The following is a 12335-nucleotide window of genomic DNA, read 5'->3' on the forward strand; positions in this document are numbered from 1 at the left end:
AATCGGGCACTTTTTGTCCTCGTAATTGAGAAAAACAGCTTTCCATACGGACACGCGCCTCCCTGTGGAGGTTGCGGCGCATGCAGCGATTTCACGCCGCGCCACAGCGACGCGATCGCTTAAGAGAGCCCGAAAAGCGGCTTGCGTTTCGGCTGTGCAGCGGCGAGCAGCGGCTCATTCAGAAAGCCGACCAGCGGCGTGGACAGACGAAAATATTTCTCGATCGTGATAGAAAGATCGGGCCTGAGAGCGGTTGCGGCAGGCAGCTCAGCCAGCACTCCCCACTGTCGCCAGCGAACCCACTCCAGCGCCGGATGCTCGGCCGGAAAGCCCTTCGGCGGGCGCGTGAGCGCCATCGGCTCATGCAGATTCATGACCCGGCGAAGCTTCTTGTCCTCCACGAGCGCGCGGAAGCGTTCGTGATGCGCGAGCAGATGCGTGCGGATGGCGAAGAGCTGCTCCTTGGGCGGCATGTAGACGCCGGCAGCAATGAGCACGCCTTCGGGTGCGATCTGCAGATAGTAGCCGCTTCCCGAGGTCTTCTCCAGGCCGGCATGTGTCCACCATGCGGCGATATGCGTCTTATACGGCGTCTTGTCGGCGGAGAAACGCGTGTCGCGATAGATGCGGAAGAGGCTCTTGTGCGCGGGACGAATGTGGCCGGGAGCGTAATCCATCATGCCGGCGGTCAGGCGTTCGATGAGGGCCAGCATGGGCTGCTTCAGCTCCTGCTCATAGACCTCGCGACGCGCTTCGAACCATTCGCGCCGGTTGTTGCGCTTGAGGTCGCGGAGAAACTTCAATCCTGCTTCGCGGAAGTAAGGGACTGCGGTCGGATGGCTCTTCGCAGTTGAAGTCTTCTTCTTCGCTACAGCTTTTTTTGCTGCTTTAGCCTGCATGCCGGTCATTCTATGCTGAGAATGAGATGGGAATTTCCTCAGGCCTGCGGGCCTGTCTGCCGGCATTTCCATTCAGGAGCTCATCGATGACCGCACCTCGTACTTTGCATTGGCTTTTGCTCGCATGCTCTTCGCTGTTATGCGCGAGCGCAGGCATGGCCCAGTCTTCCGGAGCTTCTCCGGTCGACCCACCAGCAGGCGCGCATCTGCTGATGACCGCGCAGGGCCAGGGCTTGCAGATATACATCTGCACGGACCGGCAGTGGGTTCTGCAGGCTCCGGATGCCAAGCTGTTCAACGCGCAGGGGACACAGATCGGCACGCACTTTGCCGGGCCTACATGGCTCCTCAACGACGGCAGCCAGGTAAAAGGCAAGGTCCTGGCTACGCAGGCTTCTCCGGATTCCAAAGCGGTGCCGTGGCTGCTGCTCGAAGCGGTGCCGAATTCGGGCAGCGGGCAGTTCGCCTCCGTGGCATGGATTACCCGCACCAATACGCAGGGCGGCAAGGCTCCGGCCGTGGTCTGTCCCGGCCCCGGGGCGAAGCTGCCCGTTGCCTACACCGCCACGTACAGCTTCTACACGCGGTAGAGCTTACTCTTCGAGCTCGATCTCCCGCGCCTGCCGGAGTGAGAAGCGTTCTCCGGCCCGCAGGGTAAGCTCGAGACGCGCTCCGCGGCGCACGTGGTACACCAGCGCCGGACGGAAGCAGACAAGGCATGTCCCGCGTGCGAGACGCGCACTGGGATAGAGGATGCCATTGCTGCCCTGCGCGAGCAGCGTGTCCGCCAGCCGCTGCGGCTCGCGATAGCACTCCGGGATCGGCTCCTTCTCGAGATACTTTTCCATCTCAGGCTCGCCGCCGGTGAGGTCATGCACGGGCATGGAGAAGTCTGCGAGATAGTCGTCGAAGGTGGAGACTTCAGGCTCGGGCCAGTTCACTTCTTCGAGCTGGCGGAGCTTATGGAAAGCGACTTCGGCAAGGGAGGTCTCGCGCGTCAGGCCGGCATACCAGGCGCCGCGATCCGGACCGTTGAAGCGGCCGCCATCGGGCGAAGCGTGGGTAAAGGCAGCGTTGACGATGTGCGCGTAATCGACGCCGTAGACCAGCTCGAGCACGCTGATGCCGGGCAGCAGGCCTTCCTCGCCGAGCAGGCGGTCATTGGTCGCGCTGTCGAGCTCGAGGAGATCGGCGACCTCCGATTCGTTGTCGCTGAGGCGCGAGAGAACGGAACCGCTCTCGCTGAACTTCGCGGGGATGAGGCGATGGGCGTTGCGCAGTCGTACCGTGCTTACCGGAGGCAGAGGTGGGGGAAAGGGCTCTGCCATTATTGGCCGCCGCGCCGCGCATCGAGGAGCTGCCGCACGTGGAGCATGCCGGGCTGGCCGCGCTGGATGATGTAAGCCAGCGGCGGCGCGCCGCGGAACATGGGGTTCGTGTTCGGCAGCGTGATCCACGCATCGGCCAGCTTGCGGCTGTAGAGGATATTGAGCGCCTTGAAGATACCGAGCAGAATCGAGATGCGCGTGAGCATGTCCTGATCGAGAGCGCGGTCGAGCGTGCGGCCCCGGGCGTCCTTCTTCCACGCATAGTAAGAGCCCGACGAGATGCCGCCGAGCAGGGCGCGGGACTCGGGATCTTTAAGACCCCACTTGTCGACGATCGTCAGGAAGCCTTTTACAGCTGCAGGGCTGAGCCTGCGGCGCACGGCCGGATCGGACAAATCCGCCGCCACTTCACTGCGATAACCGGGAACATTCGGCAGAGCCAGGGATGCTGCCATACCGTCACTCTCCAAAAATGAGTTACATGTGCATCATATTTGATGAGTTCATACAATGCACGTTTTTTATGAACGCCGCCCGTTTTTGGTTCTTTTCCAGACACGGTGCTCACCGTCTCCAAGGTATCTCCGTCTGACGGAACGCGGGTGGCTCGCGCGGCGTATTCTTCTCTGGCGCATGGACAAAGGTCATCCTGCGACCCCGGCCAATCTGCTTGTATCGTCTTCGACGAGGTGAATCCTGTGGGCACTTTCTGGAGCGATCTCCGCCACGCTCTTCGTATGTTCCTGAAAAACCCGGGGTTTACGCTGGCCGCAGTCGGCGCGCTGGCCCTCGGCATCGGGGCGAATACGGCCATCTTCAGCGTGGTGAATGCGGTTCTGCTCAAGCCGCTCACCTATCCGGACCCGGACCGCATCGTCCACCTGATGCTCACCTATCCGGACGGCAGCGGGCCGGTGACTTCGCCGACGAAATACAACCTGTGGCGCACCGAGACCGGCTCCGTGCTGCAGGATGTCACGGCTTACGATTTTGGCGGCCCAGGCTTCAACCTTACGGGCGACCATCCGGAGCAGGTGCACGGTATCCATGCAAGCGAGGCTTTTTTCCGGCTCTTTGGCGCGCCGGTGATGCTGGGGCGGACGTTCACGCCGCAGGAGGACTCCCCGAACGGCGGCAACGTGGTGGTGCTGAGCTACGGGCTCTGGCAGCGGCGCTATGGCGGCGACCCGCACATGGTGGGCCGGTCCATCTCGCTCAGCAACGAACCTTACACCGTGGTAGGCGTGCTCGGTCAGAGCTTCCGCTCTGACCCGGAGGCGGAGCTCTTTGTGCCCTTCCAGCTCGATCCGGAGAGCACCAACCAGGGCCACTACTTCCAGGCCTCGGCGCGGCTGAAGCCGGGCGTGACGCTGGCTCAGGCAAACGCCCAGTTGAAGATCGTCGCCGACCAGTTCCGCCGCCGCTATCCGGGTGGCATGGATGTTCACGAGGGTTTCAGCGCCGAGCCGCTGCGCGATCTGATCGTGAGCGATATCCGCTCCTCGCTGTTCGTGCTGCTGGGCGCGGTGGGCTTTGTGCTGCTGATTGCCTGCGCGAATGTCGCCAATCTGCTGCTGGTGCGGGCAACGGGACGCAGGCGGGAGTTCGCGATCCGCGCGGCCATGGGTGCAGGACGAGCGCGGATTGTGCGACAGCTGCTGACCGAAAGCGTGCTGCTCTCGGTAACCGGCGGCGTGCTGGGACTGATTCTTGGCTACGTAGGCGTGCGGGCGCTGCTGGCAGTCAGTCCTGCGGATATTCCTCGTGTGGGCGAAGGCGGCGCGGATCTCGGTCTGGACTGGCGGGTACTGCTGTTCACGCTGGGCGTTTCGCTGCTGACCGGCATTCTCTTCGGACTGTTTCCGGCGCTTGGCGCAGCGCGGCCGGACCTGAACACCACGCTCAAGGAGAGCAGCAACCGCTCGGGGACAGGCTTTCGGCAGGGCATGGCTCGTTCGCTGCTGGTGGTGAGCGAGGTCTCGCTGGCGCTGGTGCTGCTGATCGGCGCTGCGCTGCTGATCCGAACCTACATGGCGTTGCGCGCGGTACAGCCCGGCTTCGACACGCACCATGTGCTGACCATGGAGATGTCCGTGGTGGGAGACCACTTTTCGAAGACCGCGGCAGTCGCACAGCTGGTGCGCAATGGACGCGAGCGGGTGAATGCGATCCCGGGCGTGGAGGAATCGGCCTCGACCTGCTGCCTGCCGCTTGAAGGCGGCTTCGGGCTGCCATTCATCGTGGTGGGGCGGCCACTCGGCAAGGAGCAGCAGACCGGCGGAGCCGGCTGGATGAATGCCTCGCCCGGCTATTTCTCAACCTTCAAGATCCCGATTCTGCGAGGACGCGACTTTACCGATCAGGACACGGCGGGAGCTCCAGGCGTCGTGCTCATCAACCAGACGATGGCGAAGCAGTTCTGGCCGAAAGACAACCCGGTCGGCCAGCAGATCATCATCGGCAAGGGCGTGGGGCCGCAGTTCGACGAGCCGGCACGGCAGATCATCGGCATCGTCGGCGATATTCATGATGGCGGCCTGAATCGCAATCCGCGCCCGCTGATGATCATTCCGCAGGCGCAGGTGACCGATGGCATCACGGCGCTGAATGCCACGATTGGACCGGTGGTGTGGGTGGTGCGCACGCATGCCGATCCGCACCAGCTCTCCTCGGCCATTGTCGAGCAGCTTCGCCAGGCAAGCGGCGGCTTCCCGGTAGCACGCGTGAGGACGATGGATGAGGTGGTGGTGCGGTCGACGGCGCGCGAGGACTTCAACATGCTGCTGCTGACCATCTTCGGGGCTTCGGCGCTGCTGCTGGCGGCGATCGGCATCTATGGACTGATGGCGTACTCGGTGCAGCAGCGCACGCAGGAGATGGGCATCCGCATGGCACTGGGTGCGGACCGCGCGCGCATCCGCAACCTGGTGGTGTGGCACGGCATGCGGCTGGCGCTGGCCGGTGTGGTGATCGGCGTAGGCGCGGCCTTCGGCCTTACGCGGCTGCTGGCCAGCTTTCTCTTCGGAGTCAAGGTCTACGATCCGACGGTCTTTGTCGCGGTGCCGGTGATCCTGACGCTGGTAGCGCTGGCCGCTGTGTGGATGCCGGCGACGCGCGCTTCCCGGCTGGACCCGATGCAGGCCCTGCGGGTGGAGTGAGACGCAATGTCATGTGGCCGCGATAGAGCATTTCCCCCGAAAGGGTAGAGTGAGGAGAGATCGCCAGAGCCGTTTTTTCTCAAGGAAAATGGCATGGCACGCCCCTTGGTGACCGCACCGTATCAGGGGAAATGCTCTAGCATCGTGGCATGAGCGAACCTGTTGCTGTGATCACCGGGGCTGCGCAGGGCATTGGCCGCCGCACTGCCGACCTGCTGGCTTCCGAGGGCTATCGTATGGCGGTCATCGACCTGCATGAGCCCGCGCACGCCTTTGCCGACAACGTGTTTCTGCACCTCGGCGACATTACGCAGGAGACCTCGGTCGCAGAGTTTGCGGACGCGGTCTTCGCCCGCTATGGACAAGTCGACGTTCTGGTAAACAATGCCGGCATCAGCCACATCGCGCCCGCGGAGACGATCTCTGCAGCAGACTATCGGCGTGTGCTCGAAGTGAACCTTGTAGCGCCGTTTCTGCTGGCGAAGGTATTCGGTCGGCAGATGCTCGATGCGGGCAGCGGATCGATCGTGAACGTGGCCTCGATTGCCGGCACCGCCGGTGTGGGAGACCGCGCCGCCTATAACGCCTCGAAGCATGGACTGATCGGGCTGACACGCACGCTCGCCGCCGAGTGGGGCGGGCGCGGGGTACGCGTAAACGCAGTGTGTCCTGGCTGGGTAAAGACAGAAATGGACGAGGCCGATCAGGCCGGCGGCAGCTATGCGGACGAAGACATCACCCGGCGCGTGCCGATGGGCCGCTTCGCTATCCCCGAAGATATTGCGCAGGCGATTGCGTTCCTGGCCGATGGCCGCAGAAGCGGCTTCGTGAATGGGCACACGTTGGTGGTAGACGGCGGCTGGACAGCCGATGCGAGCTGGGAGCGTCTGCGGCTGAGCAAACGCGGCGACACTGCTGCGGAAGGCTCGCGATGAAGCTGCGCACACTGGGGCACACGGGCATGCGCATCTCTGAAATCGGGCTGGGCACGTGGGGCATGGGCGGCGCGGTGACTGGCTGGCATGGCACGGACGATGCAACGAGCACGGCGGCCATCCATCGTGCACTGGACCTGGGACTGAACTTCATCGACACGGCGCTCTCTTACGGTGAAGGGCATAGCGAGCGGCTGATCGGCGCGGCGCTGGCGGAGCGGCCGGATACCGAGGTGATGGTCGCCTCGAAGATTCCTCCGAAGAACGGCTTTCAGAATGCGCGCTCGCCGGAGACACCGCTGTCCGATGCCTTTCCACCGGAGCACGTGATTGCGATGACCGAGGAGAGCCTGCGCAATCTGCGCCGCGAGACATTGGAACTGCAACAGCTGCACCTGTGGCATGACAGCTGGCTTGCAAGCACAACAGAGCGCGATGCGCTCTTCGAGGCGATAGCGCGGCTGCGCAAGCAGGGAAAGGTCCGCGCCTTCGGTATCTCCATCCTGCGGAGCAATCCGGAGAATGGCGTAGCGCTGATCGAGAGCGGACTGGTGGACGCGGTGCAGGTGATCTATAACCTCTTCGACCAGCGGGCGGCGGCGCGACTCTTCCCGCTGTGCATCGAGCGCAACATCGGCGTGCTGGCGCGGGTGCCGCTCGATGAGGGCGGACTGACCGGAACGATTACGGCTGAGACCGTCTTTCCGGAAGGCGATTTCCGCGCGGGCTACTTCCAGGGCGAGCGCAAACGCGAGGTCGCCGAGCGATGCGCGGCGGTCGTGGCCGATCTGCGCGAGACCGATGAAAGCATCACACTCGCCGATCTTCCGCGCATAGCGCTGCAGTATGTACTCGCGCATCCGGCAGTCACGGCAACAATTCCGGGCATGCGCTCGCCGCGCCATGCCGAGCGCAACTGCGCAATCGGCAGCCTGCCGCCACTGACGAAGGAGCAGCTGGCGATCCTCGAACGCCATAGCTGGGCTCGCAGCTGGTAAAGACAAAAGGGCCGTCGCAAAGACGGCCCTTGGTGCGTATCGGCTTAATACTTGGCCACATTTACATAGAAGAGATCGGTTGCGACATCGAACTGATCCTTCGTCAGCGAGGTTTTCATCGTCTGCCACTGCTCGGTAGGCGTGATGCGCTGCCAGTGGTCCTTTTCACCGACGAGGATAGGCATGGCGAAGTCGGGCTCATCGACACGCCACTTGTAGCTGACTGTGCCCTGCAACGGGTCAAAGAACAGCTCCAGCGTGGGAATGTCGGCGTGACGCAGATACTGGTTGAAGATAGGCGTGAGGTTCATGCCGGTCTCGTGATTGAAGTAGGTCATCACGTCTTCGGTCATGATGTTGTGGTACTTGAACTCCTGGAAGAAGTTGTAGAGCAGTGGCCACCACTTGTCGTCATTGTTGATGACGGAGCGCAGCGTGTTCAGCATGAGCGCGCCCTTGAAGTACTGGTCTTCGGTAGGATTGCCGTTGACGCCGCGCTCGGTGATGATGGGACGCTCGTTGAAAATCTTCGGCTTCATGCCGTTGATGTAGCGGATAGCATCGTCGTGGCCCCAGCGATACTCGACGTAGAGCGCTTCAAGATACGTCGTCCAGCCCTCGTGAATCCACATATCGGAGCGATCGGCTGCTGACACCGCGTTGCCGAACCACTCGTGGCCGCTCTCGTGAATGATGATGAAGTCGAATTTCGGACTGATGCCAACACCGGTCCAGTCTTTCCCGAGATAACCGTTCTCGAAGTGATTGCCGTAGGCCACAGCACTCTGATGCTCCATGCCCGCGTAAGGCACCTCAATGAGCTTGTACCCATCTTCGATAAACGGATAGGGGCCGAAGTAGTGCTGAAAGGCGTTGATCATCTCACCCGCCTGCGCGAACTGCTTCTGCGCCTTGTCGACATCGCCCGTGAGCGCGTAGAAGTCGAGCGTGAGGCCGCCGATGCGCTCACCGAAGTGCTGGTAGTTTCCGATGTTCAGGGCCACATCGTAGTTGTTGATCGGATAGTGGACGAGCCAGTCCCAGCGGGTATAGCCATCGCCGAGATCCTTGTGGCCGAGCAGGCGTCCGTTTGAGATATCGACGAGGTTATTGGGGATCGCGACGCTGATCTCCATGTTCTCGACTTCATCACGCCACTGGTCCTTATTTGGCCACCAAAGGCTGGCGCCTTCGTCTTCACAGGAGGTATAGATCCACGGCTTGCCGGTAGGGTCCTTGTCGAAGACGAAGCCGCCGAAGCGGCCGGTCTTGAGCGGATGGCCCGAGTAGTAGAAATCGATGGAGTAGGTTGCGCCCTGATGAAGCGTCTCGGGGAAATCGATGAAGACGGCACCGGAGTCGCGCTCGTATTTGAGCTCGGTGGTGCCGAGCAGGATCTTGTCGATGTTCAGCGCCTGGTGCAGATCGAGCTGGATGCGGTTGCCATCCGAAAGCATGCGGAAGGTGATGGTGTTCTTGCCGCTGATGGTCTCCTTGTCCGGATCGACGCGGATATCGAGGTGATAGCCGATCAGATCGTTGTTTGCGCGGTAAGGACCATACATGCCCCGCAGAATGTCGGCGCGGGTCACCGGAGCTGCCGGGCCTTCGCTCTTGCGGGGCTTTGCCGGCGGCATGGGAGCCGGCGCGGCAGCGCCCGTCGGCGGAGCGGCGTTCTGGCCCAGTGGTTGAACCGCAGCGAAAGCGGGCATTCCAAACGCAAGGAGTGAGGCAAGCAGGACACGCGAAGGCAGGACAGACGAGAACATGCCATTAAGCGTAAACGAGCCTGGCTGCAACCGTCCTGCAAGCCCATGCTGACGGCTCTCCGGAAGTGTATTGACAAGGAGCGATTTCCGCCCTACTCTCACCCCTAATATGTTTAGGGAAAAAGACGCCGACGCAGGCCAACTCATCCAGGGAACGCTCGAGATGCTGATTTTGCGAGCGCTGACACGCGGTCCGCAGCATGGCTATGCCGTTGCGGAGTGGATTCATAACACTTCCCAGCAGGTGCTGCGGGTGGAAGAAGGCGCGCTGTATCCGGCCTTGCATCGGCTGGAGCTGCGTGGGCTGCTCGCGGCGAAATGGGGTATGTCCGAGAACAACCGGCGGGCCAAGTTCTACCAGCTGACTGCCGAGGGGAAAAAGCGGCTGGAAGCGGAATCGCAGCGCTGGGCAAGGCTTTCCGCAGCTGTCGCATTTGTGATGCAGGCTTCTTAAGGAGATCTCTCCATGTCTTACGGCACACACGGATTCCGGCTACGGATCAAGGCACTCTTCCATAAACGGCGTATGGATCGGGATATGGCTGAAGAGCTGGCCTTTCACCAGGCGATGATGCGCGAGAAAATGCTGCGCGAGGGCGCATCCCCGGGCGAGGCTGAAACCGCGATGCGGCGTGACTTCGGCAGCGAGGCGCGCTGGCATGAGCGGCTCCGCGAGCTGTGGCAGTTCCGGAGCCTCGAGCAGCTCAAGCGCGATGTGGTCTTCTCGATGCGACTGCTGAAGAAGTCGCCTGTCTTTACCTCCGTGGCCGTTCTGACACTGGCACTCGGCATCGGCGCGAACATGGCCATCTTCTCCATGATCAACGCGCTGCTCCTGCGTCCGCTGCCGGTACCGCACAGCGATGAGCTGGCGGTGATCCGCATCAATTACGGTCCGCAGATCCAATACAGCATGGCATCGCCATTCTTCCGCAGCCTAGAGCGGCGGCATGACGTCTTCTCGCAGGTCTTTGCCTTCAGTCGCTACCCGTTCAACGTGCGCATGCGTGGCGGCATCGAAGCGATGCCGGGCGAGATGGTGAGTGGGGATTATTTTTCCGGACTCCAAATCTGGCCGATCCTGGGCCGCACACTCACGCCGCAGGATGACCGGCCGGGCGCACCGGTACAGTCGCTGGTGCTGAGCTACGACACATGGAAGCATCGTTTCGACAGCAATCCCGCCGTACTGGGCCAGACACTCGAAGTCAGCAAGGTGATGTTCACCATTGTGGGCGTAATGCCGAAGGGTTTTTACGGCGCTGACCCGACAGAACGTCCGGACTTTTTCATTCCGCTGGCGACCGAGCCGCTGATCAATCCGGAAAACAGCATCACCAAGGCGGGCTACCACGGCTGGTGGCTTTCCGTGATGGGTCGCCGCCAGGCGGGTGTGACCCTGCCGCAGGCCAGCGCCGCACTGGCAACGGCAACCGAACCGATTCTGCGCGAGGGTGTACCGGACGCGAATTGGATCGCGCATTCGCTAAAGGATCATTTCCGCTTCGACGCGGAGGCGGGCGGACGCGGCTTTACGTATATGCGGCTGACATTCTCGAAGCCGCTTTACGTGGTCTTTGCGATGTGCGGCGGCATCCTGCTGCTGGCCTGTCTGAACCTGACCAGTCTGCTGCTGGCGCGGGGAGCTTCCCGGGAGCGGGAACTGGCGACGCGGCTGGCTCTGGGCGCAGCGCGGGCCAGGCTGGTGCAGCAGATGCTGCTCGAGAGTTTCATGTTGGGTGCGGCGGGCGCGGCAATCGGCCTTGTCTTTGCGCCACTGGTCAGTCAGTCGCTGTCTGCCGTTCTGTTAGCAAACAACTCCATCGCCGCCCCGCACCTCGATACGTCGCTCGATGTGCGGGTCTTCGGCTTCGCCGTGCTGTTAGTGGCGGTGTTAACCCTGCTAATCGGGTTACTGCCCGCACTAATGGCTACCGGCGGAAGCGTGAGCGAGCACCTGAAGGAAGGCCAGCATGCTTCGCGCAGCTATACGCGGCGCGCTTTGCTGCCGCGGCTGCTGATGGCCTCAGAAGTAGGACTTGCGCTCACCTTGCTGATCGGCGCAGGACTACTGGCGGCGAGCCTGACGCGCCTCTATCACTCCGGGATCGGCTATGACCCGAAGGGACTGGAGCTGCTGAGCTTCTCCATGGAGACAGAAAAACTGCATGGCGACGCGCTGGCCGAGCGCTATCGCGAAATCGGCGAAGGACTGGTACGGCAGCCGGGCGTGCGCAGTGTGAGCTTTGTGCTGATTACGCCATTCATGGGCATGAGCTGGGACGAGGGATTCACACCCGAAGGAGAGAAAACAGAGAAGGACATGTGGATGAACGTGGTATCGCCGGGGTATTTCTCGACCTCGGGCATCGCGATGCTGGCCGGGCATGATTTTTCGGCTGCGGATACGGCGTCATCCAGCCTGAAGATCGTGATCAACCATGCGGCGGCGAAGCTGCTTTTCCCGGATCGCAACCCGATCGGGCAGCACATGACCCGCAAAGACGCCCGCAGCAATAAGACGCTTTCGTATGAAGTCATCGCCGTGGTGGGAGATGCGAAGTACAGCGATGTGCACGTGCCCGCTCCGGCAACGGTGTACCTGACGATTGCTCAGAACATCGATCCCTTCGTCTCCTATAACGCGGTGGTGCGAATGGCCGATGCGAAGGCGCAGGCGGGATCGTTGCTGGCCGCGGCCCGCGATGTGACACACCGTGTGGCCCCGGATATTCCTGCGCCTACATTGACCTCGCTGTACCAGGTGGTGGACAACGCACTGGCTACCGAACGGGTGATGGTGCTGCTGGCACTGTACTTTGCTGCAGTGGCACTGATGGTCACCGGCATCGGTCTCTATGGAACTCTGGCTTATGCCACGGCGCGGCGCACAAGCGAGATCGGCATACGGATCGCGCTGGGCGCGCAACGGGAGCGGGTCGTGGCACTGGTCTTCCGCGAGAACGCAATCCTGGCGCTGAGTGGAGTCGTCGCAGGACTGGTGCTGGCGCTGTTCGCAGCACGAACGCTGACGCACCTGAATTTTCTCTTCGCAACCACCGCGCATGATCCGCTGGTACTCGCGCTGGCCGTGCTGGCGCTGGCGATCGTGGCCACAGCGGCATCCCTGGTGCCGGCCATGCGTGCCTCGCGGATCGATCCGATACGGGCGATTCGGTGTGAGTAGGAAGCCGAAGCTTCGTCTCATCCATACAGCGATGCCGCCACATTTGAATCAGGCTGCTTGT

General features: G+C 62.1%; 10 protein-coding genes. 6 read left to right on the forward strand and 4 right to left on the reverse strand.

Features of this window, described 5'->3' with window-relative positions:
* Nucleotides 1–119: 119 nt before the first annotated feature.
* A complete protein-coding gene (locus tag ESZ00_RS08080; protein ID WP_129207586.1) occupies nucleotides 120–899 on the reverse strand; it encodes a DUF2461 domain-containing protein in 780 nt (259 codons plus the stop codon).
* Between the two features lie 155 nt (nucleotides 900–1054).
* Between ESZ00_RS08080 and ESZ00_RS08085 the strand changes: the two genes are divergently transcribed.
* Nucleotides 1055–1489 (forward strand): DUF3455 domain-containing protein, encoded by a 435-nt coding sequence (locus ESZ00_RS08085; RefSeq protein ID WP_229741038.1) that lies wholly within the window; start codon nucleotides 1055–1057, stop codon nucleotides 1487–1489.
* A 3-nt stretch (nucleotides 1490–1492) separates the two neighbouring features.
* On the opposite strand, the gene ESZ00_RS08090 is transcribed toward ESZ00_RS08085, so the two are convergent.
* On the reverse strand, nucleotides 1493–2227 hold the full coding sequence (locus ESZ00_RS08090) for an RES family NAD+ phosphorylase (RefSeq protein WP_129207588.1): 735 nt from the start codon (nucleotides 2225–2227) through the stop codon (nucleotides 1493–1495).
* The gene (locus ESZ00_RS08095; RefSeq protein ID WP_129207589.1) at nucleotides 2227–2682 is read right to left on the reverse strand and encodes an antitoxin Xre/MbcA/ParS toxin-binding domain-containing protein; all 456 of its coding nucleotides are present in this window, start codon (nucleotides 2680–2682) and stop codon (nucleotides 2227–2229) included. The genes ESZ00_RS08090 and ESZ00_RS08095 overlap by 1 nt, the downstream gene beginning before the upstream one ends.
* Nucleotides 2683–2925: 243 nt before the next feature.
* Here ESZ00_RS08095 and ESZ00_RS08100 point away from each other — a divergent pair, with 243 nt between their 5' ends.
* From ESZ00_RS08100 to ESZ00_RS08110, 3 genes are all read left to right on the forward strand, one after another.
* Complete coding sequence (locus ESZ00_RS08100) at nucleotides 2926–5385, forward strand: ABC transporter permease (protein ID WP_229741039.1); 2460 nt, start codon at nucleotides 2926–2928, stop codon at nucleotides 5383–5385.
* A gap of 149 nt (nucleotides 5386–5534) precedes the next feature.
* Nucleotides 5535–6320: an SDR family NAD(P)-dependent oxidoreductase gene (locus ESZ00_RS08105; protein ID WP_129207590.1), complete on the forward strand. Its 786-nt coding sequence runs from the start codon at nucleotides 5535–5537 to the stop codon at nucleotides 6318–6320.
* Complete coding sequence (locus tag ESZ00_RS08110) at nucleotides 6317–7318, forward strand: aldo/keto reductase (protein WP_129207591.1); 1002 nt, start codon at nucleotides 6317–6319, stop codon at nucleotides 7316–7318. Before ESZ00_RS08105 ends, ESZ00_RS08110 begins: the two co-directional genes overlap by 4 nt.
* A 44-nt stretch (nucleotides 7319–7362) precedes the next feature.
* Here the strand turns inward: ESZ00_RS08110 and ESZ00_RS08115 are convergent, their stop codons facing one another.
* Entirely contained in the window at nucleotides 7363–9030 is a 1668-nt protein-coding gene (locus tag ESZ00_RS08115) for a M1 family metallopeptidase (protein WP_129207592.1), read from the reverse strand.
* Between the two features lie 166 nt (nucleotides 9031–9196).
* On the opposite strand from ESZ00_RS08115, the gene ESZ00_RS08120 reads away from it, so the two are divergent.
* Together ESZ00_RS08120 and ESZ00_RS08125 are read left to right on the forward strand one after the other, a co-directional pair.
* Entirely contained in the window at nucleotides 9197–9541 is a 345-nt protein-coding gene (locus ESZ00_RS08120) for a PadR family transcriptional regulator (protein WP_129207593.1), read from the forward strand.
* Between the two features lie 12 nt (nucleotides 9542–9553).
* Nucleotides 9554–12274, forward strand: coding sequence for an ABC transporter permease (locus ESZ00_RS08125; RefSeq protein WP_129207594.1), 2721 nt, complete (start codon nucleotides 9554–9556; stop codon nucleotides 12272–12274).
* Nucleotides 12275–12335 lie beyond the last annotated feature (61 nt).

The organism is Silvibacterium dinghuense (assembly GCF_004123295.1).
In the GTDB taxonomy this organism is placed as follows: Bacteria; Acidobacteriota; Terriglobia; order Terriglobales; family Acidobacteriaceae; genus Silvibacterium; species Silvibacterium dinghuense.

What these genes read in the sequence shown, in the direction of transcription:
- ESZ00_RS08080 (WP_129207586.1), bottom strand. Translation starts at nt 899, where the DNA reads ATGCAGGCTAAAGCAGCAAAAAAAGCTGTAGCGAAGAAGAAGACTTCA.
- ESZ00_RS08085 (WP_229741038.1), top strand. Translation starts at nt 1,055, where the DNA reads ATGGCCCAGTCTTCCGGAGCTTCTCCGGTCGACCCACCAGCAGGCGCG.
- ESZ00_RS08090 (WP_129207588.1), bottom strand. Translation starts at nt 2,227, where the DNA reads ATGGCAGAGCCCTTTCCCCCACCTCTGCCTCCGGTAAGCACGGTACGA.
- ESZ00_RS08095 (WP_129207589.1), bottom strand. Translation starts at nt 2,682, where the DNA reads ATGGCAGCATCCCTGGCTCTGCCGAATGTTCCCGGTTATCGCAGTGAA.
- ESZ00_RS08105 (WP_129207590.1), top strand. Translation starts at nt 5,535, where the DNA reads ATGAGCGAACCTGTTGCTGTGATCACCGGGGCTGCGCAGGGCATTGGC.
- ESZ00_RS08110 (WP_129207591.1), top strand. Translation starts at nt 6,317, where the DNA reads ATGAAGCTGCGCACACTGGGGCACACGGGCATGCGCATCTCTGAAATC.
- ESZ00_RS08115 (WP_129207592.1), bottom strand. Translation starts at nt 9,030, where the DNA reads ATGCCCGCTTTCGCTGCGGTTCAACCACTGGGCCAGAACGCCGCTCCG.
- ESZ00_RS08120 (WP_129207593.1), top strand. Translation starts at nt 9,197, where the DNA reads ATGTTTAGGGAAAAAGACGCCGACGCAGGCCAACTCATCCAGGGAACG.
- ESZ00_RS08125 (WP_129207594.1), top strand. Translation starts at nt 9,554, where the DNA reads ATGTCTTACGGCACACACGGATTCCGGCTACGGATCAAGGCACTCTTC.